General features: G+C 71.1%; 25 protein-coding genes. 10 read left to right on the top strand and 15 right to left on the bottom strand.

Annotation, left to right across the window (positions count from 1 at the left end; translation table 11 throughout):
* Positions 1–18 precede the first annotated feature (18 nt).
* The 3 genes from ACZ63I_RS19535 to ACZ63I_RS19525 form a co-directional block, all read right to left on the bottom strand.
* Positions 19–1,404, bottom strand: a complete 1,386-nt coding sequence (locus ACZ63I_RS19535; RefSeq protein WP_469340168.1) for a carboxyl transferase domain-containing protein — start codon at positions 1,402–1,404, stop codon at positions 19–21.
* On the bottom strand, positions 1,397–2,833 hold the full coding sequence (locus tag ACZ63I_RS19530) for an acyl-CoA synthetase (protein ID WP_469340166.1): 1,437 nt from the start codon (positions 2,831–2,833) through the stop codon (positions 1,397–1,399). Before ACZ63I_RS19530 ends, ACZ63I_RS19535 begins: the two co-directional genes overlap by 8 nt.
* Before the next feature lie 117 nt (positions 2,834–2,950).
* Complete coding sequence (locus ACZ63I_RS19525) at positions 2,951–4,201, bottom strand: MFS transporter (protein WP_469340165.1); 1,251 nt, start codon at positions 4,199–4,201, stop codon at positions 2,951–2,953.
* Between the two features lie 156 nt (positions 4,202–4,357).
* Between ACZ63I_RS19525 and ACZ63I_RS19520 the strand changes: the two genes are divergently transcribed.
* Positions 4,358–4,819, top strand: coding sequence for a MarR family winged helix-turn-helix transcriptional regulator (locus ACZ63I_RS19520; protein WP_469340163.1), 462 nt, complete (start codon positions 4,358–4,360; stop codon positions 4,817–4,819).
* A gap of 111 nt (positions 4,820–4,930) precedes the next feature.
* On the opposite strand, the gene ACZ63I_RS19515 is transcribed toward ACZ63I_RS19520, so the two are convergent.
* Both ACZ63I_RS19515 and rpmG read right to left on the bottom strand, forming a co-directional pair.
* A complete protein-coding gene (locus ACZ63I_RS19515; RefSeq protein ID WP_469340162.1) occupies positions 4,931–5,182 on the bottom strand; it encodes a type B 50S ribosomal protein L31 in 252 nt (83 codons plus the stop codon).
* Between the two features lie 71 nt (positions 5,183–5,253).
* Complete coding sequence (gene rpmG, locus ACZ63I_RS19510) at positions 5,254–5,418, bottom strand: 50S ribosomal protein L33 (RefSeq protein ID WP_469340160.1); 165 nt, start codon at positions 5,416–5,418, stop codon at positions 5,254–5,256.
* Between the two features lie 213 nt (positions 5,419–5,631).
* On the opposite strand from rpmG, the gene ACZ63I_RS19505 reads away from it, so the two are divergent.
* Both ACZ63I_RS19505 and ACZ63I_RS19500 read left to right on the top strand, forming a co-directional pair.
* A complete protein-coding gene (locus ACZ63I_RS19505; protein WP_469340159.1) occupies positions 5,632–6,288 on the top strand; it encodes a histidine phosphatase family protein in 657 nt (218 codons plus the stop codon).
* 145 nt (positions 6,289–6,433) lie between these two features.
* Positions 6,434–7,927 (top strand): MFS transporter, encoded by a 1,494-nt coding sequence (locus ACZ63I_RS19500; RefSeq protein WP_469340157.1) that lies wholly within the window; start codon positions 6,434–6,436, stop codon positions 7,925–7,927.
* A gap of 80 nt (positions 7,928–8,007) precedes the next feature.
* Here ACZ63I_RS19500 and ACZ63I_RS19495 read toward each other — a convergent pair whose 3' ends face one another.
* The 3 genes from ACZ63I_RS19495 to ACZ63I_RS19485 all read right to left on the bottom strand — a co-directional run bounded on the left by ACZ63I_RS19495 (position 8,008) and on the right by ACZ63I_RS19485 (position 10,759).
* The gene (locus ACZ63I_RS19495) at positions 8,008–9,012 is read right to left on the bottom strand and encodes a hypothetical protein (protein WP_469340156.1); all 1,005 of its coding nucleotides are present in this window, start codon (positions 9,010–9,012) and stop codon (positions 8,008–8,010) included.
* Between the two features lie 282 nt (positions 9,013–9,294).
* Complete coding sequence (locus ACZ63I_RS19490; RefSeq protein ID WP_041994569.1) at positions 9,295–9,498, bottom strand: cold-shock protein; 204 nt, start codon at positions 9,496–9,498, stop codon at positions 9,295–9,297.
* A 277-nt stretch (positions 9,499–9,775) separates the two neighbouring features.
* Positions 9,776–10,759: an aldo/keto reductase gene (locus ACZ63I_RS19485; RefSeq protein ID WP_469340154.1), complete on the bottom strand. Its 984-nt coding sequence runs from the start codon at positions 10,757–10,759 to the stop codon at positions 9,776–9,778.
* A 92-nt stretch (positions 10,760–10,851) separates the two neighbouring features.
* Between ACZ63I_RS19485 and ACZ63I_RS19480 the strand changes: the two genes are divergently transcribed.
* From ACZ63I_RS19480 to ACZ63I_RS19465, 4 genes are all read left to right on the top strand, one after another.
* Positions 10,852–11,478, top strand: coding sequence for a TetR/AcrR family transcriptional regulator (locus ACZ63I_RS19480; RefSeq protein ID WP_469340152.1), 627 nt, complete (start codon positions 10,852–10,854; stop codon positions 11,476–11,478).
* Between the two features lie 86 nt (positions 11,479–11,564).
* Entirely contained in the window at positions 11,565–13,112 is a 1,548-nt protein-coding gene (locus ACZ63I_RS19475) for an MDR family MFS transporter (RefSeq protein ID WP_469340514.1), read from the top strand.
* A gap of 79 nt (positions 13,113–13,191) precedes the next feature.
* The gene (locus ACZ63I_RS19470; RefSeq protein ID WP_469340150.1) at positions 13,192–13,545 is read left to right on the top strand and encodes a YciI family protein; all 354 of its coding nucleotides are present in this window, start codon (positions 13,192–13,194) and stop codon (positions 13,543–13,545) included.
* Positions 13,542–14,810 carry an RNA polymerase sigma factor gene (locus ACZ63I_RS19465; RefSeq protein WP_469340148.1) on the top strand — a complete coding sequence of 423 codons (1,269 nt, stop codon included), beginning with the start codon at positions 13,542–13,544 and terminating at the stop codon, positions 14,808–14,810. The genes ACZ63I_RS19470 and ACZ63I_RS19465 overlap by 4 nt, the downstream gene beginning before the upstream one ends.
* A 15-nt stretch (positions 14,811–14,825) precedes the next feature.
* Here ACZ63I_RS19465 and ACZ63I_RS19460 read toward each other — a convergent pair whose 3' ends face one another.
* The 6 genes from ACZ63I_RS19460 to ACZ63I_RS19435 all read right to left on the bottom strand — a co-directional run bounded on the left by ACZ63I_RS19460 (position 14,826) and on the right by ACZ63I_RS19435 (position 20,546).
* A complete protein-coding gene (locus tag ACZ63I_RS19460) occupies positions 14,826–15,383 on the bottom strand; it encodes an anthrone oxygenase family protein (protein WP_469340146.1) in 558 nt (185 codons plus the stop codon).
* Positions 15,384–15,523: 140 nt separating this feature from the next.
* Positions 15,524–16,468, bottom strand: coding sequence for a methylenetetrahydrofolate reductase [NAD(P)H] (metF, locus tag ACZ63I_RS19455; RefSeq protein WP_469340144.1), 945 nt, complete (start codon positions 16,466–16,468; stop codon positions 15,524–15,526).
* Positions 16,469–16,636: 168 nt separating this feature from the next.
* Positions 16,637–17,479: an NmrA family NAD(P)-binding protein gene (locus ACZ63I_RS19450; protein ID WP_469340143.1), complete on the bottom strand. Its 843-nt coding sequence runs from the start codon at positions 17,477–17,479 to the stop codon at positions 16,637–16,639.
* A gap of 108 nt (positions 17,480–17,587) precedes the next feature.
* Complete coding sequence (locus ACZ63I_RS19445) at positions 17,588–18,160, bottom strand: cupin domain-containing protein (protein ID WP_469340141.1); 573 nt, start codon at positions 18,158–18,160, stop codon at positions 17,588–17,590.
* Positions 18,157–19,407, bottom strand: a complete 1,251-nt coding sequence (locus ACZ63I_RS19440; RefSeq protein WP_469340139.1) for a cytochrome P450 — start codon at positions 19,405–19,407, stop codon at positions 18,157–18,159. Before ACZ63I_RS19440 ends, ACZ63I_RS19445 begins: the two co-directional genes overlap by 4 nt.
* A gap of 2 nt (positions 19,408–19,409) precedes the next feature.
* Positions 19,410–20,546, bottom strand: coding sequence for a type III polyketide synthase (locus ACZ63I_RS19435; RefSeq protein WP_469340138.1), 1,137 nt, complete (start codon positions 20,544–20,546; stop codon positions 19,410–19,412).
* 260 nt (positions 20,547–20,806) lie between these two features.
* Between ACZ63I_RS19435 and ACZ63I_RS19430 the strand changes: the two genes are divergently transcribed.
* The 3 genes from ACZ63I_RS19430 (at position 20,807) to ACZ63I_RS19420 (ending at position 25,502) form a co-directional block, all read left to right on the top strand.
* The gene (locus tag ACZ63I_RS19430; RefSeq protein WP_469340136.1) at positions 20,807–22,075 is read left to right on the top strand and encodes a cytochrome P450; all 1,269 of its coding nucleotides are present in this window, start codon (positions 20,807–20,809) and stop codon (positions 22,073–22,075) included.
* Between the two features lie 104 nt (positions 22,076–22,179).
* On the top strand, positions 22,180–23,478 hold the full coding sequence (locus ACZ63I_RS19425) for an ATP-grasp domain-containing protein (RefSeq protein ID WP_469340135.1): 1,299 nt from the start codon (positions 22,180–22,182) through the stop codon (positions 23,476–23,478).
* Positions 23,478–25,502 carry a CocE/NonD family hydrolase gene (locus ACZ63I_RS19420; RefSeq protein ID WP_469340134.1) on the top strand — a complete coding sequence of 675 codons (2,025 nt, stop codon included), beginning with the start codon at positions 23,478–23,480 and terminating at the stop codon, positions 25,500–25,502. The genes ACZ63I_RS19425 and ACZ63I_RS19420 overlap by 1 nt, the downstream gene beginning before the upstream one ends.
* 18 nt (positions 25,503–25,520) lie before the next feature.
* Here ACZ63I_RS19420 and ACZ63I_RS19415 read toward each other — a convergent pair whose 3' ends face one another.
* On the bottom strand, positions 25,521–26,642 hold the full coding sequence (locus tag ACZ63I_RS19415) for an enolase C-terminal domain-like protein (RefSeq protein WP_469340132.1): 1,122 nt from the start codon (positions 26,640–26,642) through the stop codon (positions 25,521–25,523).
* Between the last annotated feature and the right edge of the window lie 169 nt (positions 26,643–26,811).

Raw genomic sequence — 26,811 nt, 5'->3', positions numbered from 1 at the left:
GAAAGGCCGGTGAGAGGCTCATGAGAATAAGGACGGCACCACCCCTCTGACGGCTCCGAGTTCCAGCAGATCCTGGGGCCGTAGCCGCAACTGGTCGGCGGTCGCGCGGATCTCCTCAGGCGGCCGTTTGAGGATCGAGGCGGCGGCTTCGGGTGCGATGACGGAGAAGTAACTGTCCGGTGTGGCCCAGGTGTTGCCGGGGGCGGACAGGGCCAGCGCGCCGCCTGACCCGCCCTCGCCGATCAGCAGCGTGGTGACCGGGACCCGGACGGTGGCCAGGGCGGCGAAGCAGTCGGCGATGGCGGCGCCCGCGCCGGTCCGCTCCGCCTCGGCGTCGTTGGCGGCGCCGGGTGTGTCGACGAGGGTGAGGACGGGGATCGCGAGCCGGTCGGCGAGCCGGATCAGCCGGGCGGCGGTCCGGTAGCCGGCCGGGAGGGTGGGGGTGCCGCACTGCGCCGCGTAGGCGACCGTATGCCCGTCGCGCCGTCCGAAGCCGCAGAGCATGCCGGGGTCGGTGCCGCCGCAGCGGTCGCCGTTGATGGGCTCGGAGCCGCTGAAGTACGCGTTGAGATAGGCGGCGGCGCGCGGCCGCAGCGGCGATCTGGCCTGGCCGACCGCGTCCCAGCCGCTGCCCGGGAGCCCGGTGTGGCCGAGGCCCGCGGGCGGTGGGGCGGGCTCGGTGGAGGCTCCGGTGAGCAGGGTCAGCCAGCGGGCGACGGTGGCCCGCAGGTCGTCCTCGGCCACGATCCCGTCGATATGACCGGCCGCCAGTTGGGCTTCGGCCGTGTACGCGTACGGGTCGGCGTCGGCCGGCCTGACCCGCGACCCGGCGAAGCCGATCTGGGCGCCGGGCAGGGCCAGGACGACATCGGCGCCCGCGCCGAGCGTGGCCCAGCCGCCGCCGGCCGTGGGGTCGCGCACCACGGCGAGCTGGGGCAGTCCCGCGCTCCGGTTGAGCGCCGACTGCTGCGCCACCCGCTGGAGTTGGAGCAGCGCGCGCATCCCTTCCTGCATCCGGCTCCCGCCGGTGGCGATCAGTGAGACGACGGGCAGCCGCGCTTCGCGCGCGTGGGTGTAGGCCGCTTCGAGCCGGTCCCCGGTCGCTTCGCCGAGTGAGCCGCCGAGGAAGCCGAACTCGAAGGAGATCAGGACCGCCCGGCCGCCGCCGATGCGTGCCAGGCCGCAGACGACGGATTCGTCCTCGCCGGTGACTTCGGCGGCGCGGGCGCGCTGTTCGTCGTACCCCTTCCAGCCGAGCGGTCCGCCGGGCGCCGCCTCGCGGCGCGCTGCGGGCAGTTCGGTGAAGGCGCCGGGGGCGCCGCCGGTGACGGCGGCAATCGCCTGACGCGCCGTCAGGCGGCTCGCTCTGCCACTGGTTCCGTCGGCCGCTCCGCTGTCAGCCATGGAGCGCCCGCTTCATGATCTTGCCCATGTCGTTGCGGGGCAGGGCGTCCAGATAGCGCACGACGCGCGGCCGCTTGTGGGCCGAGAGCTGCGCCGTCACATGTGCGGCGAGGGCTTCGGCGGCCGGTGGGTCGCCGGGCAGTTCGGGGACGATCCAGGCGACGATCCGCTCGCCGAGGTCGTCGTCGGGCTCCCCCGTCACCGCCGCCTCGCGCACACCGGGGTGTTCGAGCAGGACGCTCTCGATCTCGCCCGCGCCGATCTTGTAGCCACCGCTCTTGATCAGATCGGTGGCCTTGCGGCCGACGATCCGGATATTGCCCTGGCCGTCGCGGGTGGCCATGTCGCCGGTACGGAACCAGCCGTCGGTCATGGCGGCCTCGGTCGCTTCGGGACGGTTCAGATACTCGGTGAACAGGTTCGGGCCGCGTACCTGGATCTCGCCGATGGTCTCGCCGTCGGACACGCCGATCACCGCGTCCGACTCGTCGACGAGCCGCAGTTCCACGCCGGGCAGCGGCGGTCCGACCGTGCCGGGGCGCGGTTCGCCGTCGGCGCGGACGCTGGTGTTCATCAGCGTCTCCGTCATGCCGTAGCGCTCGACGACCCCGCGGCCGGTGGCCGCGGCGATCCGCCGGTGGTCGTGGAGCGGGAGTCCGGCGGAGCCCGACACCAGCAGCCGGGCACCGGCCAGGGCCTTGGCGAGCGCGGGGTCGTCGGGAAGCGCTTCGGCGACGCGGTGGTACATGGTCGGTACGCCGAAGAGCATGGTGCCGCCCCCGGCCAGTGCGCGGGCGACGGCCCCGGTCTCGAAGCGGCCCAGATGGACGACGGAGCCGCCCCTGCGCAGCGGGCCGAGGACGCCGAGGATCAGCCCGTGGACGTGGAAGAGCGGCAGTGCGTGGACCAGGACGTCGTCGGCGGTCCACTGCCAGGCGTCGGCGAGCGCGTCGAGCGTGGCGGCGACGGCCCGCCGTGACAGGACGGCGCCCTTCGGCGGGCCCGTGGTGCCGGAGGTGTAGACGATCAGTGCGGGTGACTCGGCGGACGGCTCGTCGGGCAGGGCTGCCGCGGGTCCTGCCGACCGGGGGTCGACGCGCTCCAGGGCGGCCAGCGCGGGCGGGAGTTGGGCGTCCTGCTCGGCGATGACGAGCGAGGGCGCGCTGTCGGTGACGACATGGGCCAGCTCGCGCTCGCCGCTGCCCGGATTGACCGGTACGGCGGGCACCCCGGCGAGCAGCGCGGCCACCACGCCCACCGCTGTGCCCAGGGTGGGCGTGGCCCAGACGGCGACCCGGTGGCTGCCCGCGATCCGGGCGGCGACGCCGGCCGCCGAAGCGGCCAGCTCGTCGTAGCTGAGCGTGCGGTCGCCGAAGCGCAGGGCGGGCCGGTCCGAGCCCGTTGCCAGGGCGGGGAAGAGAGAGGACACGCGTCGTTCTCCAGGGGTGTCGACGAGTCTGGCCGGTCGACACGAAGCCTGGCACACGCACGGGAAAGCCCCGACTGGTTCGGGGGGTTCCAGTCGGGGCCGTTCCTGGGTGGCCGCTCAGCCACGTATGGATGAACGCTCAACCATCGGTTCGTGTTCCACGGCGCCCGCACTGACCCGTGTGAGCTGTGCCACCGGAACGGCGACCGGGCGGCCCGCCGCGTGGCTGCGGCGTTCAAGGGCGCCGGAGACAAGGGCGAGCGCGAGCGCCGAGGCGGCGAGCGCGGCGCCGACCCAGTTGGGCGCGGTGTAGCCGAATCCGGCGGAGATGACGATGCCGCCGAGCCAGGCCGCGAGCGCGTTGCCGAGGTTGAAGGCGCCGATGTTGACGGCCGAGGCGAGGGTCGGCGCCGCCGACGCCTGGTCGAGCACCCGCTTCTGCAGCGGCGGTACGGTCGCGAAGCCGAGGGCGCCGATCAGCAGGATCGTGACGGCGGACGCGGCCTTGTGGTGCGCGGTGAGCGTGAACAGCGCCATGACGACGGCGAGCGAGCCCAGCGAGACGTAGAGCAGCGGCATCAGCCGCCGGTCGGCGAACCGGCCGCCGACGAGATTTCCCACGACCATGCCGACGCCGAGCAGCACCAGCAGCCAGGTGACGGAGGAGTCGGCGAAGCCGGCCGTCTCGGTCATCATCGGCGCGATGTAGGTGATCGCGGCGAAGACCGCGCCGAAGCCGAGGACCGTCATCGCCATGGCGAGCAGCACCTGCGCGTTGCGGAAGGCGGCCAGTTCATGGCGCAGCCGTACGCCCTGCGGCTTCGGCTGTTCCGGCACCAGCTTGGCGATGCCGAGGAGACCGACGACGCCGAGAGCGGCGACGACGAAGAACGTGGCGCGCCAGCCGACGCTCTGGCCTATGTAGGTGCCGAGCGGTACGCCGACGACGTTGGCGACGGTGAGGCCGGTGAACATCATGGCGATGGCGCCGGCCTTCTTCTGCGGCGCGACGAGTCCCGCGGCCACGACGGAGCCGATCCCGAAGAACGCTCCGTGGGCGAGCGAGGCCACGACACGCCCGGCCAGCATCATCCCGAAGCCGGTGGCGAGCGCGGACAGCACGTTCCCCGCGACGAAGAGCCCCATCAGGAGCATCAGCATGCGTTTGCGCGAGATCCGGGTGCCGAGGAGCGTCATCACCGGTGCGCCGGCGACGACCCCGAGGGCGTAGCCGGTCACCAGCAGGCCCGCGGTCGGGATCGTGACACCGAAGTCGGCGGCGACGTCGGGGAGCAGCCCCATGATCACGAACTCGGTGGTGCCGATACCGAAGGCCCCGATGGCCAGGGCGATGAGTGCGAGCGGCATGGGCTGTCGCCTTTCCGAGGATGATTGCACGTGCGCTTAACAAGCGCCCACAATACTTGCACACGCGGACTATGCGCAAGCGCACTCTATTGCAGCCGTGCTCTATCCTGGACGGCAGCACCCGTACCGGCCGCACCCCCTCCCGCAGGAGCACGTATGACCGCCACCGACCCCGCGCTCACCGGCCTCGCCCAGGGCTGGTGCGCCCTCTCGCTGCTGCACGACAGGATCGAGAGCCACATAGAGCGGGCCCTGCAGGCGGCCCACGAACTGAGCGCGCGCGAGTACTCCCTGCTGGACGTGCTCAGCAGGCAGCACGACGGCGAGGGCGGCCATCTGCAGATGAAGCAGGTCGCCGAGGCCGTGGTGCTCAGCCAGAGTGCCACGACCCGCCTGGTGACCCGCCTCGAGGACCGCGGCCTGCTCGTCCGCTACCTCTGCCCCACCGACCGCAGGGGCATCTACACCAACGTGAGCGCCCCGGGCCTCGACCTGCTCGCCGAGGCGCGCCCGACCAACGCCGCCGCGCTGCGCGAGGCGCTGGACGCGGCGGCCCGGGTGCCGCAGCTCGCTCCGCTGGTGCGGTCCCTCGAATCCCTCGAAGCACCGGTCGGCTGAGCACGCCGCCCCGGCTTCCCCCCGGCACGCGGACCCCGGGCACAAGAAAGAGCCGGGCAGCTCCCCTTTTCCAGGGGTGCTGCCCGGCTCTACGGCTCTCGCGTCAGGCGGTCAGCCGCGGTCCGTCCCGTAGCGGCGCTCGAAGCGCTCCACGCGGCCCGCCGTGTCCACGACCCGGCCCTTGCCGGTGTAGAACGGGTGGCTCGCGGAGGAGATCTCCACGTCGATGACGGGGTACGTGTTGCCGTCCTCCCACTCCACCCGCTGAGTCGAGTCAGCGGTGGAACGGGTCAGGAAGGCTGCTCCCGCGGCGCGGTCGCGGTAGACGACCGGACGGGAGACGGGGTGGATACCAGGCTTCATTACGTGATCCTTCCTCGGAACGGCGATTGCGGAGTGACGGTCTCGGGCGCCCGGAACGGGCCGCCGCGCGGTCAGCGCGCCTCTCGGAACAGGACGTGCTCGCCGGCCGCGGAGTCGAACTTGCGCAGCTCCAGCCGGTCGGGGTCGTTCCTACGGTTCTTGCGTGTCACGTAGGTCTGTCCCGTACCCGCGGTGGAGCGCAGGGTGATGACCGGACGGGTCTCGCTGCGTGCCATGAACATCTCCAGACACTGTCGGTGGAAACCGTCCCGATCTCAGCCGGGAATGGGTTTCGTTTGCATCAAGCGGTACATGCGGTGTAACGCGACGCCCCCCGGTGGCATTCCCGCCATGACCCGTCCGCCGTTACAGGGGACACTGGTGGCGAGCAGGCCGCCGGGACGACGTCGGCGGCGGGACGGCGAGAGAGCGGGAAGTGGGCGGCACCGATGGGTGAGTTGATCCTCGTACGGCACGGCGAGACCGCCTGGTCCCTGTCCGGGCAGCACACCGGCCATACCGACCTCCCGCTCACCGAGAACGGTGAGAGACAGGCGGTCGCCGTCGTGCCGCTGCTGGCGGGGCTCACGATCGGGCTGACACTGGTCAGCCCTGCGCAGCGGACCCGGCGCACGGCCGAGCTGGCCGGGCTCTCCCCCTACGAGGTCGTACCGGATCTGCACGAGTGGGACTACGGCGGCTACGAGGGCGTCACCACCGAGGAGATCTACGAGACCCGGCCCGACTGGGACCTGTGGACCGACGGCGTGGCACCGGGCCCCGCCGACCATCCGGGCGAGAGTCCGGCGGCGGTCGGCGAGCGCGCCGACCGGGTGCTCGCCAGGGCTCTGGAGGCGCTGCGCTCCTCGGACGACGATGTCGTGCTCGTGTCGCACGGCCATTTCCTGCGCGTGCTCACCGCCCGCTACCTCGGTCTTGCCCCGGCCGGCGGCGGGCTCTTCAAACTGGAGACCGGCACGATCTCCCGGCTCGGCACCGAGCACGACCGGCCGGTGATGACCGCATGGAACGTGGAGGTCCCGCAGGACCTCACGGGCTCGGCCGAGCAGGAGAAGGCAGGGCAGGAGAAGGCGGACGCGGCCTGACGGAACGGCCTCGATCGCGCTCCTCAGCCCCCTTTGTTCGGCACGGCGCTGCGGGAAAGTTACCCGTTTATGCAGTTTGATCATCGGGTACCCGCAGCCAACACCGTTGACGCCGGTGGAGCCGCTGTCAAGCAGGAGGCAGAGCATGAGCCGTTCCGGAGCCCCCACGATGGGGACCATCACCACCAAGGTCCCGTCGAGGCTCGACCGCCTCCCGTGGTCCCGATGGCACTGGATGATCGTGATCGGACTGGGGACGGTCTGGATCCTGGACGGTCTGGAAGTCACCGTCGTCGGGAACATCGCGAGCCGGCTGTCGGAGGACGGCAGCGGACTGCCGATCTCCGACTCGCAGGTCACCGGTCTCGCCGCCGCGCTGTATGTGGCGGGCTCCTGCTCGGGCGCGCTGTTCTTCGGCTGGCTCACCGACCGGTTCGGCCGCAAGAAGCTCTTCCTCATCACCCTCGCCGTCTACCTCGCGGCGACGGCGGCGACGGCGCTCTCCTTCTCCGTCTGGTGGTTCTTCCTCTTCCGCTTCCTCACCGGCTTCGGCATCGGCGGCGAGTACGCGGCCATCAACTCGGCCATCGACGAGCTGATCCCGAGCAAGTACCGGGGCCGCGTCGACCTCATCATCAACGGCAGCTACTGGCTCGGCGCGATGGGCGGCGCCCTGCTCTCCGTGCTGGCGCTCAACACCGACATCTTCCCGAAGGACGTCGGCTGGCGGCTCACCTTCGCCCTCGGGGTGGTGCTCGGCCTGGTCATCCTGCTGGTCAGGCGGCATGTCCCGGAGAGCCCCCGGTGGATGTTCATCCACGGGCAGTCGGCGGGCGCGAACGAACTCGTCGACGACGTGGAACGGCAGATCGAGTCGGAGAAGGGCAAGCCGCTGCCGGAACCCGGCGCGGCCATCACCATCGAGCAGCGCCGCTCCGTCGGGTTCGGCGAGATCGCCAAGTCACTCTTCCAGCAGTACCCCAAGCGGGCGATTCTCGGCTTCTCGCTCTTCGTCGGCCAGGCGTTCCTCTACAACGCCATCACCTTCGGCTTCGGCTCGATCCTGGTGAACTTCTTCGACGTCTCCAGCGGTTCGACGGGCTACTTCTTCGCCGCCATCGCCTTCGGCAACTTCCTCGGCCCGCTGCTGCTCGGCCGGCTCTTCGACACCGTGGGCCGCCGGAAGATGATCTCGGGCACCTACATCCTCTCCGGCCTGCTGCTGTTCGTCACCGCCTGGGTGTTCAACAGCGGCTGGCTGAACGCCACGACCATGACCATCTGCTGGGCCGGGGTGCTGTTCTTCGCGTCGGCGGGCGCCAGCTCCGCGTATCTGACGGTCAGCGAGGTCTTCCCGATGGAGACCCGGGCCATGGCCATCGCGTTCTTCTACGCGATCGGTACGGCGACCGGCGGTATCTCGGGCCCGCTGCTCTTCTCCAGCCTCACCTCCAGCGGGAACGTCGGCGACGCCGTCCTCGCCTTCTGCATCGGCGCCTCCCTGATGGTGCTCGCCGGCCTGGTGGCGGTGGTGTTCGCGGTGGCGGCCGAGGGCAAGTCCCTCGAAGACATCGCGGCGCCGCTGTCGGCCCGCAAGCCGACCGACGGCGACACCCCGGCACCGACCCCGACGGCCTAGCGACCGCGGACTCAGTACAGCGGCGCGCCCCCCGGCGGACGGATCCGTCGGGGGGCGCGCCGTTGTGCGGCTCGCGTGGCTCAGGCGTCGGTGGGGGCGCCCGCCGTCTTCTGGCGGCGGCTCAGGGCCGAGCCCGACAGGACGGCGGCGAGGACGGCGCAGACCACGGCGGCCGTGGTCGCCCAGCCGAACGAGTTGCCCAGGCTGTTCGCCAGCAGATGGACGGTGCCGAAGCCCGCCGCCACCGAGTGCGCGGCGACGATCGCGACCGCGGCCAGGGCGCTCGCCGCCCAGACCCAGACCGTGTCCTGGACCGCCAGCAGCACGGCCAGCACCAGACACAGCACGGTGACGACGAGCGAGACGCCGTTGGCGTACCCGCCGGAGCGCAGCCCCGCGAAGTCGGTCGGCAGATGGATCACGCCGATCACGAGCAGCGCGACGGCGGCGGGCCAGCGCAGCACCGAGCGCAGGGCGGGCGAGACCGTCCGGTCGGCCGCCCGGCCGGCGACCGGGTTGGTCCTGCGCCGCGCGGGCGCGGCGGGCGCGCCGGAGGCCGTGCTGGTACGCGCCGCGGCCCCGGCCGGCGGAACCGGCGCTTCCAGGCGTACGGCGGGCTCGGGCTGCCGCTCCTGCGCCGCAGGCTCGGCGAACCGCTGCTCCTCGGCGACCGGCCGGTCGCCGGCGTGGCCGTCCGCGGGGGGCGCGCTCCGGGGAGCGGCCGGGGCGCCCGGCTCGTCCTCCTCGGAGCCGAGGATGTTCACCAGGTGGGCGACGTCCTCGATGGACCGGCCGACCGCGACGGCGCGCAGCGCCGTGTCGGCCTCGTCGGTCTCGTGCGGCGGCTCGTTGAGCATGGCGACGAGCTGCCTGACCTCGTCGACCGGGCGGGAGACCGCCGCTGCTCGCAGGGCTTCGTCACCGGGGCTGGGGAACTCTCCGGTGCGCTTGAGGAGGCTGACCAGTGCGGCGACCTCGTCCAGCGGCCGGATGGTGGCCGCCGTCCAGAGCAGGGTTCGTATGGGCTCGTTGCCGGGCTCCACGGGCGGATCGTCGTTCTGTACGGGTTGGGGGTCAAGAGACATGGCGCGGCTCCCTTTGCCGAACTCCATGGGTGGCACACACCCTGTTGGTCACCGCACGTCCGTAAGGACGCACGCTTTGTTACATAACACCCCGGTACCGGCCCATTGCGCCATCTGAGACAGGCATAAGGGGGGTGTGAGGGCGCCGACCTGGAGAAACGGCTGGGTTCAGGTGCGTACCCGCCGGGTTCCGGAAACGCGGCGGGCGCCGGTCCGGTGGGGATTCCCACCGGGCCGGCGCCCTGTCGTCCGTGCCCCTGGGGGCGTGGTCCGACTGCGGTGTTACGAGGGGAGGATGTTCTCCGCCTGCGGGCCCTTCTGGCCCTGCGTGACGTCGAAGGTGACCTTCTGGCCTTCCTGGAGCTCACGGAAGCCCGACGTCGCGATGTTCGAGTAGTGCGCGAAGACGTCGGGGCCGCCGCCGTCCTGCGCGATGAAGCCGAAGCCCTTTTCCGAGTTGAACCACTTCACGGTGCCACTGGCCATGCCGAAAACTCCGAATCTGGGACGCAAGGTTCCCGCACGGTACGGAAACCCGGAGGTGATCGCCTTGGTCCGCAGAGACGCTGAACAGCACAAACGCCCGTGACTGCACGTCACGGGCGAGCGGTACTTCGGAACCACGACAGCTGATCAAGACGCTACATGGCCGGACGCGATACAGCCACAGAAACGACCAACTCTTGCGTCCGTGCCGCCTGTCCGGCCACGTCAGCGCTATCCAACCAGCCATATCTTCGTGATTTTAGTATTTTTCGGATTTCTACCAGCGCGGGTGGATCGACGCCCTGAGCCGTCGGTCGTACAGCTCCTGGACGGCGTCGAGCGTCGCCTCCGGCAGCGGGGCGAGCGCGGCGGCAGCTCCGTTGGCGCGCGCCTGGGCCACGGACCGGGCGCCGGGGATGACGCTGGTGACGCCCGGCTGCTGGATGATCCAGCGCAGCGCGGTTTGGGCCGGGGTCGCGCCCTCGGGGGCCAGTTCGCCGAATTCGGCGGCGGCGGCGAGACCCGTCTCGAAGTCGATGCCGGAGAAGGTCTCGCCCTGGTCGAACGCCTCGCCGTGCCGGTTGAAGGTGCGGTGGTCGTCGGCGGCGAAGACCGTGTCCTTGGTGTACTTCCCGGTCAGCAGCCCGGAGGCGAGCGGGACACGCGCGATGATGCCGACGCCTGCCGCGCGCGCCGCGGGCAGCACCTCTTCGAGCGGCTTCAGCCGGAACGGGTTGAGGATGATCTGCACGCTCGCCACGCCCGGCCTGGCGATGGCGGCGAGCGCCTCGGCGCAGGTCTCGACACTCACCGCGTAGGCGGCGATCCGCCGCTCGGCGACGAGGGTGTCGAGCGCGTCGAAGACCGCGTCCGTCGCGTAGACGGCCGTCGGCGGGCAGTGCAGTTGCACCAGATCGAGGGTGTCCACGCCCAGGTTGGCCCGCGAGCGGTCGTTCCACGCCCGGAAGTTGTCCAGGGCGTAGTTCTCCGGCCGCTGCTCGGCCCTGCGGCCCATCTTGGTCGCGACGAAGATCCCGGCGTCCGGGCGCTCCTTGAGATAGCGGCCGATGAGCTGCTCGCTGCGGCCGTCGCCGTACACGTCGGCGGTGTCGAAGAAGGTTACGCCCGACTCGACGGCGGCGTCGAGGACGGCGAAGGCGTCCGACTCGCTGACATCGCCCCAGTCGGCGCCCAGTTGCCAGGTGCCCAGTCCGACGACCGAGACGTCACGCTTTGTCCTGCCCAGTACACGTTGCTCCATGACGGGCAGCCTACGTGGCCGGGAATCCGTCGCCCGAACGGGCGCCCGCACCTGATTTTGCAGGGTCTGCACTTTTGCGTACTCTGCAACATGTGGTGAACAAGGGGACCGGACCAGGTCTGCGTGAGCGCAAGAAGCTCGCGACGCGTACCGCTCTCGCCGAGGCCGCGGTACGGCTGGCGGCGGAGCACGGCGCGGAGAACGTCACGGTCGAGGCGATCAGCGAGGCGGCCGGCGTATCGGCGCGCACGTTCTTCAACTACTTCGACAGTCACGACGACGCGTTCGTGATGATCGACCGCGAGGTCGGCGAGCGGATCCGGCGCGCCGTGCGCGAGGCACCCGCGGCGCTGCCGCCGCTCGAAGCCGTACGCGGCGCGTTCGCCGCCGAGCTGGCCGACGTGGCGGAGCGCCACGAGATATGGAATCTGCGCGCCCAGGTCCTCCAGCGCTCCCCGCACCTGCTGGTGCGCGGGCTCGGGGTGCACATGGCCGAGGAGCTGGAGCTGGCCGAGGCGATCCAGACCCGGCTGGGGCCCGCCGCCCCGGGTGGCGCCGGTCCCCCGGCGCCCGGTCTCTATCCGCGGCTGCTGGCCGCCGTCGCCGGCACCGCCGTACGGGTCAGTGTCGAGCACTGGTCGGCGCGCGCCCCCGACGCCGTCTTCCCCGACGTGTTCCAGGAGACCTTCGACCGGCTGGCCGCCGGCCTCACCCCCTGACCGCTCTTCCCCGAGCAATCGACCATGGACCGACGAAGAAGGACAACGTGACCGCTATCGAGGCGCCGGAAGAGGCGCCCACTTCCATGTCCAACCGCCAGATACTTCAGGCGATGTCCGGACTTATGGCAGGTATGTTCGTCGCCATTCTGGCCAGTACCGTCGTGGCCAACGCGCTGCCCCGGATCATCGCCGACCTCGGCGCCAGCCAGTCCTCGTACACCTGGGTCGTGACCGCCGAGCTGCTGGCCATGACGGCGACCGTGCCGCTGTGGGGCAAGCTCTCCGACCTCTTCAACAAGAAGCTGCTGCTCCAGCTCTCGCTGTGCATGTTCGTCGCCGGGTCGCTGCTGGCCGGCTTCTCGCAGGGCGTCGGGCTGCTCATCTTCAGCCGTGTCGTCCAGGGCGCCGGCGCCGGCGGTCTCACCGCGCTCGCCCAGGTCGTCATGGCGGCGGTCATCCCGCCGCGCAGGCTCGGCAAGTACTCCGGCATCTTCGGCGCCGTCTTCGCCATCGGTACCGTGGCCGGGCCGCTGATCGGCGGGGTCCTCGTCGACACGTCCTGGCTGGGCTGGCGCTGGTGCTTCTTCATCGGCGTGCCCTTCGCGCTGGCCGCGATCCTGCTGCTCCAGCGCACCCTTCAGCTCCCCACCACCCGGCGCGAGGTCAAGATCGACTTCCTGGGTGCCTTCCTGATCATCGCCGGGGTCTGCTCGCTGCTCGTCTGGACGACCCTCGCGGGCAACCAGTTCGACTGGGCGTCCTGGCAGACGGCAGCGCTGACCGGCGCAGGTGTGGTCCTGCTGGTGGCCGCCGTGCTGGTGGAGATGCGGGTCCCCGAGCCGATCATCCCGCTGACCATCTTCCGCAACCGCACCATCACGCTGACCACGGTCGCGAGCCTGCTGGTCGGTGTGGCCATGTTCGGCGGCACCGTCTTCCTCTCGCAGTACTTCCAGATATCGCTGGGCAAGTCCCCGACCGTCGCGGGGCTGATGAGCCTGCCGATGATCCTCGGTCTGCTGGTGTCGTCGACCGTCGCCGGGCAGATCATCAGCGCCACGGGCAAGTGGAAGCGGTATCTGGTCGCGGGCGCCGTGATCATGACCGTGGGCCTCGGACTGCTGTCGACCATCGGTGACGACACCGGATTCGGCCTGCTCAGCCTCTACATGGCGATCCTCGGCGTCGGGATCGGCATGCTGATGCAGAACCTGGTGCTCGCCGCCCAGAACGACGTACCCGCCTCGCAGCTCGGCTCCGCCACGTCAGTCCTGTCGTTCTTCCGGAGCATGGGCGGCACGATCGGCACCAGCGTGCTGGGCGCCGTGCTGGCCAACCGGGTGTCGGCCGAGATGACCAAGAGCCTCGGCGAGTCGGGACAGGCGCAGTCCGGCGGTTCCGGCAGCGGCGCCGTGCCCGACCTGTCCAAGCTCCCCGCCGCCATGCGCGAGATCGTGGAACATGCCTACGGTGTGGCGACGGCCGATCTGTTCCTGGTCGCGGCGCCCTTCGCGCTGCTCGCCCTGATCACGGTCGTCTTCATCAAGGAGAAGCCGCTGAAGACCACGAACGGTATGCAGCGGCTGGCCGAGGAGGAGGCGGAGGCGGCTCCGCCGACGCCAGTAGGCTGAGAGTGTCGATCCGGCCGTGGTCCGTTCGTACAGAGGGTGAGAGCCGGAGAAACCGGCACCACGGCGGAGGAGGACCACCATGAAGCAGTATCTGCTCAGCGTCATGCAGCCCGGCGGGGAGCCGCCGGCGCCCGAGGTACTGGCGGACATCGGCCGCAATCTCGACGCCTTCCACGCGGAGCTGAAGGCCGCGGGGGCGTGGGTCTTCGCGGGTGGGCTGCACTCCCCCGAGACGGCCACCGTCGTACGGTCGCACGGCACCGAGACCCTGGTCACCGACGGTCCGTACACCGAGAGCAAGGAGTTCCTCGGCGGTCTGTGCATCGTCGCGGCGCCCGATCTCGACGCGGCGCTGGCCTGGGGACGCAAGGCGGCGCTCGCGTCCACCCTGCCCATCGAGGTCCGCCCGTTCCACGGCGGGACCGGGGCTTGACGGCACGCGGTACGGCGGTGGGCGCCCGGGAGGCCGAAAGGGTCTTCCGGAGCGCCTACGGCCGCGCGGTGGCCGTCCTGGTCCGGGTCTTCGGTGACATCGACATCGCCGAGGAAGCGGTCCAGGACGCGTTCACCACGGCGCTCGAACGGTGGCCCGCCGACGGGCTGCCGCCGAGCCCGGCCGGCTGGATCGTCACCACCGCCAAGAACCGCGCGATCGACCGGTTGCGCCGCGAGTCGTCCCGCACCGACCGGCACCTCCAGGCCGCCCTGCTGCACGCGCGCGACGAACCGGTCGACGAACCGGTCGACAAGGGTCCCGTGACCGACGACCGGCTGCGGCTGATCTTCACCTGCTGCCATCCCGCACTCTCCGAGCAGGCCAGGGTCGCGCTGACGCTGCGGCTGCTGGGCGGGCTCACCACGGCGGAGATCGCGCGGGCGTTCCTGGTCCCCGAGCCGACCATGGCCCAGCGGCTGGTGCGGGCCAAGGCCAAGATCAGGGACGCCGGGATCCCCTACCGGATCCCGGCCGAGGCCGATCTGCCCGAGCGGGTACGGGGCGTGCTGGCCGTGGTGTACCTGATCTTCAACGAGGGCTACGCCGCCAGCTCGGGCGACGACCTGATCCGCGAGGACCTGTCCACGGAGGCCGTCCGGCTCGGCAGGCTGCTGGCCGATCTGCTGCCGGACGACCCGGAGGTCGTCGGCCTGCTGGCGCTGATGCTGCTCGTCGAGTCCCGCCGGCCGGCCCGCACCGCCCCTGACGTGGGTCTGGTGCCGCTGGCCGAGCAGGACAGGAGCCGCTGGGACGGGGCGCTGATCGCCGAGGGCCAGGCGCTGGCGCGGCGCTGCGTCGAGGGCGGCAGGCCGGGCCCGTACCAGATCCAGGCGGCGGTCAACGCGGTGCACAGCGAGGCGCCCACCGTCGCCGACACGGACTGGGAGCAGATCCTGCGGCTCTACGACCACCTGCTCGTCCTCAGCCCGAGTCCGGTCGTGGCGCTCAACCGGGCGGTGGCCGTGGCCGAGGTGGAGGGGCCGCGCACCGCGCTGGCGCTCGTGGACGCCCTGGAGCTGGACGGCTACCACGCGTTCCACGCCGTCCGCGCCGATCTGCTGCGCCGGCTCGGCCGGATCCCGGAGGCGGCTGCCGCGTACGACGCGGCGCGTGCGCACACCCGCAACGCGGCGGAGCGGGACTTCCTGCGGCGCAGCCGCGCCTCGCTGACGATGCGCCGGCCGCGCCAGGACGGCGGCTGACGGCCGATCGGATCCTCAGCCGGCCGGTCGGGTTGGCCCGCGGTCCGCCCCCGCCAGCAGCAGGGCGCGGGTGAGGACGCCGAGGGCCGCCGTGCAGAGCAGGGTGCGGGCGATGTTGGTCGCGACCCAGGTGGACCTGAAGTCGTCGACGACGGAGAAGTCCGTGATCCGGCCGGGGTCTCCGGCGGCGGCCAGCTCGTCGTTGAGCGGGATGTCCACGGCGAAGGTGATGATCACGGCGACGAGGTAGAGCGCGGCTGCCGCCCCGGCCCGGCGGGCCAGCGGGCGCAGGCCGCCGAGGTGCGCCAGTACGGCCGCCAGGGCGGTCACGACCAGCGCGGCGCTGAAGACCAGCAGGAACAGTCCGCTGCCGTCGATGGCCGCGTTGAAGTTCTGCATGGCCTCGGCGTAGGTACGGTCGTCGGTGTGCGCGAGGCCGGGCATCACGGAGATGTCGAAGGCGAAGAAGAGGCCAGCCATCAGCCCCGTCGTGACGGTGCCGATCGTCAGCAGGGGCACCGTGGCGCGGCTCTGCCGCCGCTGGGTCGTCGCGGTCGCCGTGGTCGTTGTCATCCGGTCGAAGCTCATGGAGCCAGTCAAGTGCGGCCGGGGACACGGGAACATGGCCCCGGATCTCAGGTCCATGTTCCTGCGTCCAACCGCCGCACACGTCCAGCCGCGTCCGGATCCTGCCGGGCCGGCCGGGACCGCCGTCAGCGCGGGGCGAGCACCTGCGCGTTGCCGCGCGGCGCGCTCACTCCTAGATTCTGGTGGATCTCCAGCGTCGCCGTGGAGCGGTTCAGGGTGATGTAGTGCAGCCCGGGAGCGCCCTCGGCGAGCAGCCGTTCGGCCATGGCCGTCGCGTACTCCACCCCGATGCGATGGCCGGCTTCCGCGTCGCCGCGCGCCGCCTCCAGCCGCTCGGCCAGCTCGGCGGGGAAGCGCGCGTCGCTCAGTTCGGCGAAGCGCTTGATCTGCCGTGCGTCGGTGGCCGGCATGATCTCCGGGATGATGGGGGTCGTGCAGCCGGCGGCGGCGATCCGGTCCCGCAACCGCAGGTAGTCGTCCACGTCGAAGAACATCTGGGTGATGGCGTAGTCGGCGCCCGCCCGGCACTTGGCGACGAAGTGGCGTACGTCGCTGTCCCAGTCGGGTGAGCGCGGGTGGCGCTCGGGGAAGGCCGCGACGCCGACCGTGAAGTCGCCCAACTCCCTGATGAGCGTGACCAGTTCGCTGGCCTGGGCGAACCCGTCCGGATGGCGCACCCATTCGGCGCGCGGGTCGCCCGGCGGGTCGCCGCGCAGGGCGAGTACGTCCCGGATGCCGGCGTCGGCGTACTGGCCGACGATATGGCGCAGTTCGGCGACGGAGTGGCCGACGGCCGTGAGGTGGGCGACCGGGCGCAGTGTGGTCTCGGCGGCGATGCGCTTGGTCACGTCGATCGTCCGGTCGCGCGAGGAGCCGCCCGCGCCGTAGGTCACGGAGACGAAGGAGGGAGCGAGCGGCTCGATGCGCCGGATCGCGTTCCAGAGCGTGCGCTCGCCTGCCTCGGTCTTGGGCGGGAAGAACTCGAAGGAGTACGAGCGGCCGCCTCCGGCCAGCAGGGCGCGCAGCCCCGGCCCTCGGCCGTGCGGACGGTCTGTGGTCTCTGCCGCCATGGCAGGGTTCCTCCCTGGATTCGCGCCGCGCTCCGCCGTCTCGGGCGGGGCTCGTGCGCACACACTAACCGTGATGTGCGCGCGGGCTGCGGAGCTGTCCGGAAACGGCCGTTCCCGGTGGCCCGGGAACGACCGTACCGGCCGCGGGAGGCAGTACGGGGCGCCGGGTCAGCCGTGCCACACCCCGGTGGCGGCCGCGTCGCGCGCAAAGTCGGCGAAGTCGCGGGGCGCCCGCCCGAGGACTTCGCGCACGTCCTCGGTGACGTGGGCGTTGCGGCCGTCGAGGATCAGTCCGAACAGCTCGGCGAAGTCGGCGGGCAGCCCGTTCTCCGCCAGTTCGGCCCGGTAGGCGTCGAGGGTGACCGGGACGTACGCGATGTCGCGTCCGGTGGCCTTGGTCAGCTCGGCCGCCACGTCACCGAAGCTGAGCAGCCGGGGCCCGGAGAGTTCGTAGGTCCTGCCGATGTGCCGGTCGTCGGTGAGCGCGGCCGTCACGACGTCGGCGATGTCGTCGGCGTCGACGAACGGCTCGACGGCGTCGCCGGTCGGCAGGGCCAGCTCACCGGCGCGTACGGGCTCCAGGAAGAAGCTCTCGCTGAAGTTCTGGGCGAACCAGTTGGCCCGGACCACGGTCCAGTCGGCGCCGGACTCCTTCATCCGGTCCTCCGACGCGTGCGCGCCCTCCTCGCCACGTCCGGAGAGCAGCACGAGCCTGCGGGCGCCGTGTGCGACGGCGCGTTCGGCGAAGGCGCCGACGGCTTCGGCCGCGCCGGGGAAGCCGAGGTCCGGGTAGTAGGTGATGTAGACGGCGCCGATGCCGTCCAGCGCCGCCTCCCAGGTGTCCGGCTTCTCCCAGACGAAGGGGCGTGCGGCGCCGCGCGAGCCGATCCGTACCGGGACGTGCCGGAGGGTGAGGCGGTCGGCGACCCGGCGCCCTGTCTTGCCGGTGCCGCCGATCACCAGGGTGTGGGTGTTGTGTGCGGTGTTCGGGATCTGCTGTGTCTCGGTCATGCGTCCAGTCAAGTGCCGGTCCTGCCGCCGGCCCATGGCCGCGAAGCTCAGCTCCATACGCGTGCGTCCACGCGCTCGCGCGCCTTCGGCGGCCGGGCCTGCGACCCGTCAGGCGTCGTGGCGCAGCGGGGTGAGCTGTTCGATGTCGTAGCGCACCCGCAGGTCGGCGATGGCCTCGGGGTCCGGCGGCCGGTCCTCCTTGAGGATGTCGAGCAGTTCCTCGAAGTACCGTTCGTGGTCGGTGGGCGGTGACGCCTGGAAAAACATCGTGGCCGGGCTTTCGCTCCGATTGGCGAAGGCGTGCGGACAGCCCGGCGGTACGACGATGACGGTGCCCCGGGTGGCCCGTACCGCCGTGAGCCCCGACTCCGACTCCCAGTGCCGCCAGTCGCCGCTCAGGACGCGCGGCTCGAAGGCGAGGACGTCCAGCTCGCCGTCGAGGACGTAGAACAACTCCTCGCTGCGGGTGTGCCGGTGGGCGCCGACGTCGAAACCCGGCGGGACGACGACCTCGAAGCTGGAGGAGACCCGGGAGTGCTCGCCGGTGACCTTGAAGGTGACTTCCTGGGCGGCGGTCCGGATGGTGGTCCCCGCGCCAGGCGGTACGACCAGGCCCTCGGTGGCGCGAGCCCCTGTCGTCGTGCCGGCCGGTGCGGGACGGGCGGCTGTCAGGTCGGTCATCCGGCGCTCCCGGCGGTGTCCCAGGTGACGGGCAGGGTCTCGGGGCCCCGGATGAGGGCGCTGCGGCGCCAGCGGACCTCCTCGCGCGGTACCGCGAGCCGCAGCCCCGGCAGCCGGTCCAGCAGGGTGGCGAGGGTGATCCGCGACTCCAGCCTGGCCAGCATCGGGCCGACGCAGTAGTGCGGGCCGTGGCCGAAGGCGAGGTGCGGGGTCGGGCCGCGGTCGAAGTCGAGCCGTCCGGGGTCGGCGAAGACGTCCGGGTCCCGGTTGGCGGCGACGTACGACGCGTAGACGGCCTCGCCCGCGCTGATCCGTACGCCGCTGACGGTGACGTCCTCCGTGGCGATACGGGCGAGGCCCACGCCGTTGCGGTGCGGGATGAAGCGCAGCAGTTCCTCGATGGCCGCGGGCATCAGGGCGGGCTCAGCGCGCAGCCGGGCCAACTGCTCGGGGTGGGTGAGCAGGGCGTAGAGCATGTTGGCGCTGTTGTTGGTCACCGCGTGGGCGCCGCTGACCTGGATGAGGACGGCCAGCGCGACGGCTTCGGCGAGGCTCAGCTCGTCGGCGGCGACGGCCCGCGAGAGCTGCGCGGTGAGATCCTCGTCCTCGGGGGCGCGTGGACGGTCCAGCAGTCGGGTGAAGTAGCCGCCGATCTCCGCCTTGGCCTGGTCGCTGTGGGCGCGGCCGTGCGTGGCGGACAGGATCGAGGCGGTCCAGCCGCGCATCAGCGGGCGGTCCTGCTCGGGGACGCCCATGATCTCGCTGACCACGGCGAGCGGGAAGGGCCCGTTGACATGGGTCATCAGGTCGGCGGGCGCGCCGTCGCGCTCCATGGCGTCGACCAGCTCGTCCATGATCCGCTGGGCGCGCAGCTCGACCTGGGCGACGCTGCGGGAGGTGAACGCCTTGGCGACCGAGCGGCGCAGCCGGGTGTGGTCGGGCGGGTCGGCGAAGCCCACCGCGTCGTCGAGCGGAATGAAGTGCGGGGCCAGCCGGGTGACGGACCGTCCGACGACGGCCCGCCGGCTGAAGCGCGGGTCGTTGGTGACGGCCTTGACGTCCTCGTAGCGGGTGACGAGCCAGGCGTACCCCTCCCCGTTGGGGAGTTGGATCCGGCTGATCGGATCCTCGCGCAGCATGGTGTCGAGGAACGGGTCGAAGTCGAGGCCGGGCAGGTCGGGCACGGCCCAGAAGCGGACCGGCGCGCTCTCGCCGGTGGGGGGTGTCTCGTCGGTCGTGCTTGTCATCGTCAGCTCACCGGTTCGGTAGCGGGGGTCTGTTCTGCTCTTCGGACAGGCGCGGTGAGAACTTGACGCTCCGTCAGGGTGAGTTCGGCGGTGTCCGTGGTCCACCGGCCGAGGCCCATCTCGGCGGTGATGCCGGGCCCGAAGCCGGCGATGATGCCCTGGGCGCCGTCGCTCACGCCGCCCTCGTCGAAGAGCCTGCGGACGGCGTCGAGGACGACGGCGCTGGCGATGTTCCCGTACTCGGTGAGCGTGGACCTGCTGAACCGGAAGGCCTCGGGCGGGACTTCGAGGTAGCGGCTGAGGTCGTCGAGGATGCGCGGGCCGCCGGCGTGGATGATGTAGAAGTCGAGCCCGGTGGCGTCCCAGCCGTGTTCGGCGGCCATCGCGCGCAGCGCGGGCGCCAGCGGTTCCATCGTGCCGGGCACCCGCTTGTCCAGCAGGAAGTGGAAGCCGGTGGCGCGGACGCTGTAGGCGATCCAGTCGGTGGTGTCGGGCACCAGGTGGGAGGCGTTGCGCTCCAGCGCGATACCGGTGCCGCCCTTGCCGCGTACGACGGCGGCGGCGACGGCGTCCCCGAACAGCCCGTTGGACAGCAGCGAGCCGACCCCGAGGTCGGTGGGCTGGTAGCAGAGCGAGCAGAACTCGCAGGCCACGATGAGGACGTTGGCCTCGGGGTAGGCGGCGCAGAAGTCGTGCGCCCTGTTGATGGCCGCGCCGCCCGCCGCGCAGCCGAGCTGGGCGATCGGGAGCTGGCGGGTGTGGCTGGGGAAGCCCATGGTGTTGATGAGCCAGGCCGTCAGCGAGGGCATCATGAAGCCGGTGCAGGACACATAGACGATCATGTCGATGTCCTGCGCACGCAACTCGGCCTGGTCGAGGGCTTCGTTGACGACGGCGGGCACCCGCGACTTCGCCTCGGCCTCGTAGAGCCGGTTGCGGTCCTCGAATCCCGGGTGCTTCAGCGTCTCCTCGATGGGCTGCACGAGATGCCGCTTCGCCACTCCGGTGTTGGCGATCAGCCGCAGCGCCAGCGGGAGTTGGGGGTGGTCCGGGTGCAGCGAACGTGCGAGGTCGAGCGTGTCTTCCATTGTGATCACATGCTCAGGAACCGATACTGCGGGTTTGCACAGGGTCGCCACGACACGCTCTCCTTTGTTGGTTCATGGTGAATTGCGGCCCGACTCCGGCCCACACTCCGGGCTGGTCCGGCAGCCCGCAACCCGGGGCTCCCGCCGGTACGGCTCCGCTCGGGTGACTACGGAGCGTGCGCGCGTGGCGGGCGTGACGCCAGGTAAGACATGGAGACGGAGATCCGACCAGCCGTCCGTACGAGTGGTTCCGGCACGCAGAGTGACCGCCGGGCGACCGCAGTCACCGAGCACCGGGAGAACCCGCAGCCATGACGAGTGAACCGATGACCGAGCAGGCGCCGGCGGAGGGACCCGCCGGCGCCTCCTGTCCCGTCGCACACACCCGGCCCGCCGCACACGTCTGGCCGCTGGACGACCTGCCGGCGCTGGACTTCGATCCGCTGCTGTCCGACCTGCTCGCCCACGAGCCGGTCGCCCGGGTCAGCCTGCCGTTCGGTGCGGAGCGCGAGGCGTGGCTGGTGACCCGCTACGAGGACGTCAGGACGGTCACGTCCGACCCGCGGTTCAGCCGCAGCGCCCTGCTGGAGCGCGAGGTGACCGGGGCGACGGGTCATCGGGTGGCGTCCAAGGCGGCGCTGAACTACGCCGATCCGCCGTACCACACCAAACTGCGCAAGGTGGTGATCCGGGCCTTCACCGGACACAACACCAAGCGGCTGCGGCCGCTGGCGCAGCGCACCGCCGACGAGCTGTTCGACGCGATGGAGCGGCAGGGACCGCCGGCCGATCTGATGGAGCGGCTGCACGGCCCCTTCCCGCTGGCCGTCGTGTGCGACCTGCTGGGTGTGCCGCGTGACGAGCGCGCCCGGTTCGCCGCGTGGCCGGACCTGGTCCTCTCGTCGGGTCCGGGGCCCGAGCGCAGCAGGGCGGCGAAGGCTGAGATCAAGGAGTACGTCGAGGAGCTGCTGGCGCGACGGCGTGCGGAGCCGGCCGAGGATCTGGCGGGGGTGCTCGCGGAGGCGCTGGCGCAGGGGGAGATCACAGCCGAGGAGGCGGTGTCGCTGGCGACTGCGGTGCTGGTCAGCGGCGCGCACGCGGTGCGCAACAACAGCGCCAACATGGTGTATCTGCTGCTGACCAGGCCGGAGCTGACGGCCCGTCTGCGGGCCGAGCCCGCTCTGCTGCCGCAGGCGGTGGACGAGCTGCTGCGCTACATCCCGCACCGCAACGGGGTCGGGCTGCCGCGTATCGCCACCGAGGACGTGGAGATCGGCGGGGTGCTGATCCGGGCGGGTGACGCCGTGTACGCGTCGTACCTGGCGGCGAACCGCGATCCGGCGGTCTTCGCCGAGCCGGACTCGGTGGACTTCGACCGGCAGGGCGTCGCGCACCTGGCGTTCGGCCACGGCCCGCACCACTGCATGGGCGCGATGCTCAGCCGGATGGAGTCGGAGGTGCTGATCGCCGGTCTGCTGGCCCGGTTCCCGGAGTTGCGGCTGACCGGTCCCGCAGGGAGCACGCCCTGGCAGCGCAAGGGGCTCATCCGCGGGCCGAAATCGCTGGTGGTGAGCTGGTAGCGGGGAGGCGGAACTTCGCCCTCGGTGTGAGAACGGATCGGTCGGGCACCCGAAAATCCAGCCCGGTGCGCCGTACCGGGAGTTCGACCGACAGGGAGTTTTTGATGGTTCCGGCCAACATATTCGTCATGGGGCTCGACGACCTCAACAGGGAGACGCTGGAAAGGGTGCCGGGCGCCGACCGGTACCGTTTCCGCCCCTTGCTGACGATCGAAGAGCTGCAGTTCGGCGACATCGACATCGCCGGACTGCTGGCCAAGGCGGAGAAGGAGCTGGACGATTTCGACGGCACGGTCGACGCCATTGTGGGCTACTGGGATTTCCCGGTGAGTTCGCTGGTGCCGATCCTGTGCGAGAAGTACGGGCTGCGCAGCACGAGCCTGGAGTCGATCATCAAGTGCGAGCACAAGTACTGGAGCCGCCTTGAGCAGCGGAAGGTCATCAGCGAGATACCGGGTTTCGGAATTGTCGACCTCGAAGGCGAGGCGGCCGTCCCCGAGGGGCTCCGATATCCGCTCTGGCTGAAGCCGGTCAAGTCCTTCTCCTCCGACCTGGCCTTCGGGGTCAATGACGAGAAGGAGTTCCAGGAGGCCGTGGCCGAGATACGTGACGGCATCTCCCGTATCGGCGAGCCCTTCGAGACGGTCCTGAGCCATCTGGACATTCCCGCCGAGATCTCCGACGTCGGCGGCCAGGCCTGTCTGGCGGAAGAGGCCCTGACGGGGGCACAGGTCGCGGTCGAGGGATATGTGTACGACGGCGAGGTGACGGTGTACGGGGCGCTCGACTCGCTCACCTATCCGGACAGCGCCTGCTTTCTGCGCCACCAGTATCCGTCGAGCCTGCCCGACGGCGTGGTCCAGCGGCTCAAGGACATCTCGGTGCGGGTGATCCGGCAGATCGGGCTCAACTCGGTGACGTTCAGCATCGAGTACTTCTACAACGCGGAGACCGACGAGATCGGTCTGCTGGAGATCAATCCCCGGCATTCCCAGTCGCACGCCGAGATGTTCGAATATGTGGACGGTGTGTCGAACCACCACTGCATGCTGCGTCTCGCCCTCGGTGACGCTCCCCATATGCCGGACGAGAAGGGGCCTTACGAGGTCGCGGCCAAGTGGTACTACCGCCGGTTCGAGGACGGCGTGGCGCGCCGCGTCCCGAGCGCCGACGAAATCAAGCGGATCGAGGCGGAGATCCCGGGCGTGACCATCGATGTCGTTCCCCAGGAAGGCCAGCGGCTTTCCGACATGCCGGGGCAGGACAGTTACAGCTTCGAGCTGGCGCACCTGTTCATCGGCGCGGCGAGCGAGGCCGATCTGTGCGCCAAGTACGAGCGCTGCGTCGGCCTGATGAATTTCGAGATCGACGGAGCGACGACAGAGGGAGATGAGTCGCGGTAATGCGTTCGGTGACCGACCTGCCCCATCCCGTCAAGGAAAAGGAGCATGTCTGGATCCCCGTCTCGGACGGCGTCCGGCTCTCCGCGCACGTGTGGCGGCCGGTGTCGTCGGACGACGATCCGGTGCCCGCGGTGCTGGAGTACATCCCGTACCGCAAGCGGGACCTGTCCTCGGTCCGGGACTCCATCCACCACCCGTACATGGCGGGGCACGGCTACGCCTGCGTCCGGGTCGACATCCGGGGTACGGGCGAGTCCGACGGCGTCCTGCTCGACGAGTACCTGGAGACGGAGCAGCGCGACGCCGAGGAGGTGCTGGCCTGGCTCGCCGAGCAGCCGTGGTGCGACGGGCGGCTCGGCATGATGGGCATCTCCTGGGGCGCCTTCAGCGCGCTCCAGGTCGCCGCGCGGCGACCGCCGGGGCTCCAGGCGATCGTCATCGCGTCCTTCACCGACGACCGGTACGCCGACGACATGCACTACATGGGCGGCTGCATGCTGTCCGACAACCTCGCCGAGGCGGGCACGATGTTCGCCTACGCCACCTGTCCCCCCGATCCCGCCCTGGTGGGCGACCGGTGGCGGGAGATGTGGCTGGAGCGGCTGGCGGGCAGCGGCCCCTGGGTGGCCGAGTGGCTGCGCCACCAGCAGCGCGACGACTACTGGCGGCACGCCTCGGTCTGTGAGGACTACCCGGCGGTGGAGTGCGCCGTGCTGGCGTCCAGCGGCTGGGCGGACGGCTACTCCAACGCGGTGACCCGGCTGCTGGAGCATCTCGACGCGCCGCGCAAGGGGCTGATCGGCCCGTGGTCGCACAAGTTCCCCCATCTCGGGGAGCCGGGGCCGGCGATCGGCTATCTGCAGGAGGTCGTGCGGTGGTGGGACCACTGGCTGAAGGACGCCGACAACGGCGCCATGGACGGGCCGATGCTGCGGACGTACATGCAGGACAGCGTGCCGCCCTCGACCTCGTACGAGGAGCGTCCCGGCCGGTGGGTGAGCGAGGAGCAGTGGCCCTCGCCGAAGATCGAGCGGATCAGCTCCTCCCTCGCGCCGCACCGGATCGCCGGGCCCGACGAAGAGGTGGCCGAGTCGGTGCTGTCCGTCCAGTCGCCGCTGTCGGTCGGGCAGTTCGCCGGCAAGTGGGCGTCGTACAACGCCCCGCCCGACCTGCCCTACGACCAGCGGGAGGAGGACGGCGGTTCGCTCGTCTTCGACAGCGACGAGCTGACGGAGCGGCTGGAGATCCTGGGCGCGCCGACCGTCGAACTCGACGTCACGGTGAACGAGCCGGTCGCGATGATCGCGGCCCGGCTGTCGGACGTCGCCCCGGACGGCCGGGCGACCAGGGTCAGTTACGGGCTGCTGAACCTCACCCACCGCTCAGGTCTCGACGAGCCGGAGCCGCTCGAACCCGGCCGCCGCTACCGGGTGCAGGTGCAACTCAACGGGGTGGCCCAGGCGTTCCCGCCGGGACACCGCGTCCGGCTCTCGCTGTCGACGTCGTACTGGCCGCTCGCCTGGCCGCCGCCCCGGCCCGTGCACCTGTCCGTGTACACGGGGCGCAGTTCGCTGTCGCTACCGGTACGTCCCGTGGACGGAGCCGACGGCGACGGCGGGCGGCCGTTCGGCGAGCCCGAGGGGGCGCCGCCGATTTCCACCACGCTGAAGCAGCCGCCCGAGCAGCGCTGGACGGTCTCCCGTGACCTGGTGGACTACCGCTCGGTGCTGGAGATCGTCAAGGACAACGGGGTCACCCACTACGACGACATCAACCTCGACGCGGGCAAGCGGGCCTTCGAGCGGTACTCGTCGGTCGCCGACGACTTCTCCTCCGTACGGGGCGAGTCGACGTGGACGATGACGTTCGGCCGCGACGACTGGCAGACGCGTACCGTCACGAGCACCGAACTCACCTCCGACGAGCACGAGTTCAAGTTGCACGCCACGCTCGACGCGTACGAGGGGGCCCGGCGGGTGTTCTCGCGGAACTGGAGCCTCGCCTTCCCGCGCGAGCTGTGCTGACGGCGTACGCCGGGCCGGTCAGCCGGTCCTGTACCGCTCCGCGTGGGCGCGTTTGAAGGTCAGTCCCAGCCCCGGTGCCCCTGCGGCGCCGGGGCTGACGGCGCCGCCCGCCGGGTCGAGCACACCGTCGAAGAGGTCGCTCTCGACGCGGACATGGTCGTGGAACCACTCCAGGTGCCGGAGGTTGGGGACGGCCGCCGCGACCTGTGCGTGGAGGTGGGGCGCGCGGTGGCCGGAGATCTCCAGGCCGTGTGCCTCGGCGACGGCGGCGGCGCGCAGCCAGCCGGTGATGCCGCCGCAGCGGGTGACATCGGCCTGGAGGCAGTCGACGGCGCGCGCTTCGGCCATCCGGGCGAAGTAGGGCAGGTCGTGGCCGTGTCCGCCGGCGGTGACCTCGGCGGTGACGGAGTCGCGGATCTCGCGGAGCCCCGCCAGGTCGTCCGAGGGGACCGGCTCCTCGAACCAACTGACGACGTCGTCGGCGAACGCCTCGGCGACCCGGACCGCCTGCTTGCGGCTGTAGGCGCCGGCGGCGTCGACGTACAGCTCGCAGCCGTCGCCGATGATCTGGCGGGCCAGATGGATCCGGTCGAGGTCGCGCTGGGGCGCGCCGCCCCAGGACTCGCCGATCCTGATCTTGACGCGCGGAAGGGCGAGTTCCTCGGTCCAGCCGCGCAGTTGCTCCTCCATCTGCCGCAGGTTGTCGCCGACGAAGCCGCCGCTGCCGTAGACCGGGACCTCCGGCCGCACCGCGCCGAGCAGGGCGGTCAGCGGCAGGCCGAGGATCCGGGCCTTCAGGTCCCACAGGGCGATGTCGACGGCCGAGAGCGCGCGGCCTGCGATCCCGGAGCGGCCCGTGTCGCGCAGCGCGCGGCTCATCGCGCGGTGGGCCGCCGGCACGTCGTACGCTCCGCTTCCGGTTACGGTCCCGGCGAGCTGACCGGTGACCACCGAAGCGACGGCCGGCGGGCCGTACGTCCAGCCGAGGCCGGTGGCGTCGCCGCTCACGGCTTCGACGAGCACCAGCGTGGTGGCGGCCCACGCGAACGTGCCGTCGGCCTCGGGGCGCTCGGTGGGCACGGTGTAGACGGAGACGTCGAGGCGCTCGACCGCGGGTGCTGAACCGGCTGTGGTGGTCATCGTCCGCACATTACCTTCCGTCACCGGCCGTCCGGTGCGGGTGACGGCGGCGCGGCCGCCGTACGCGGCGGGGCGGCGGAAGCCGGGAAATGTTCATCGATCTGTAGCGCTGCGGTCTTCCGCTTCCGGGGTCTACGCGCGCAGAATCATCTCTCGCACCTGCCCCTCG

Source organism: Streptomyces sp. NPDC087906 (genome assembly GCF_055584925.1).
Note: the sequence above shows the minus strand (reverse complement) of the source record. Positions and strands in the feature narration are given on the sequence as shown.

Bases quoted from the DNA above. Each gene is read 5' to 3' on its own strand.
- ACZ63I_RS19535 (WP_469340168.1), bottom strand. From the start codon at position 1,404: ATGGCTGACAGCGGAGCGGCCGACGGAACCAGTGGCAGAGCGAGCCGC.
- ACZ63I_RS19525 (WP_469340165.1), bottom strand. From the start codon at position 4,201: ATGCCGCTCGCACTCATCGCCCTGGCCATCGGGGCCTTCGGTATCGGC.
- ACZ63I_RS19520 (WP_469340163.1), top strand. From the start codon at position 4,358: ATGACCGCCACCGACCCCGCGCTCACCGGCCTCGCCCAGGGCTGGTGC.
- ACZ63I_RS19515 (WP_469340162.1), bottom strand. From the start codon at position 5,182: ATGAAGCCTGGTATCCACCCCGTCTCCCGTCCGGTCGTCTACCGCGAC.
- rpmG (WP_469340160.1), bottom strand. From the start codon at position 5,418: ATGGCACGCAGCGAGACCCGTCCGGTCATCACCCTGCGCTCCACCGCG.
- ACZ63I_RS19505 (WP_469340159.1), top strand. From the start codon at position 5,632: ATGGGTGAGTTGATCCTCGTACGGCACGGCGAGACCGCCTGGTCCCTG.
- ACZ63I_RS19500 (WP_469340157.1), top strand. From the start codon at position 6,434: ATGAGCCGTTCCGGAGCCCCCACGATGGGGACCATCACCACCAAGGTC.
- ACZ63I_RS19495 (WP_469340156.1), bottom strand. From the start codon at position 9,012: ATGTCTCTTGACCCCCAACCCGTACAGAACGACGATCCGCCCGTGGAG.
- ACZ63I_RS19490 (WP_041994569.1), bottom strand. From the start codon at position 9,498: ATGGCCAGTGGCACCGTGAAGTGGTTCAACTCGGAAAAGGGCTTCGGC.
- ACZ63I_RS19485 (WP_469340154.1), bottom strand. From the start codon at position 10,759: ATGGAGCAACGTGTACTGGGCAGGACAAAGCGTGACGTCTCGGTCGTC.
- ACZ63I_RS19475 (WP_469340514.1), top strand. From the start codon at position 11,565: ATGTCCAACCGCCAGATACTTCAGGCGATGTCCGGACTTATGGCAGGT.
- ACZ63I_RS19470 (WP_469340150.1), top strand. From the start codon at position 13,192: ATGAAGCAGTATCTGCTCAGCGTCATGCAGCCCGGCGGGGAGCCGCCG.
- ACZ63I_RS19460 (WP_469340146.1), bottom strand. From the start codon at position 15,383: ATGACAACGACCACGGCGACCGCGACGACCCAGCGGCGGCAGAGCCGC.
- metF (WP_469340144.1), bottom strand. From the start codon at position 16,468: ATGGCGGCAGAGACCACAGACCGTCCGCACGGCCGAGGGCCGGGGCTG.
- ACZ63I_RS19450 (WP_469340143.1), bottom strand. From the start codon at position 17,479: ATGACCGAGACACAGCAGATCCCGAACACCGCACACAACACCCACACC.
- ACZ63I_RS19445 (WP_469340141.1), bottom strand. From the start codon at position 18,160: ATGACCGACCTGACAGCCGCCCGTCCCGCACCGGCCGGCACGACGACA.
- ACZ63I_RS19440 (WP_469340139.1), bottom strand. From the start codon at position 19,407: ATGACAAGCACGACCGACGAGACACCCCCCACCGGCGAGAGCGCGCCG.
- ACZ63I_RS19430 (WP_469340136.1), top strand. From the start codon at position 20,807: ATGACGAGTGAACCGATGACCGAGCAGGCGCCGGCGGAGGGACCCGCC.
- ACZ63I_RS19425 (WP_469340135.1), top strand. From the start codon at position 22,180: ATGGTTCCGGCCAACATATTCGTCATGGGGCTCGACGACCTCAACAGG.
- ACZ63I_RS19420 (WP_469340134.1), top strand. From the start codon at position 23,478: ATGCGTTCGGTGACCGACCTGCCCCATCCCGTCAAGGAAAAGGAGCAT.
- ACZ63I_RS19415 (WP_469340132.1), bottom strand. From the start codon at position 26,642: ATGACCACCACAGCCGGTTCAGCACCCGCGGTCGAGCGCCTCGACGTC.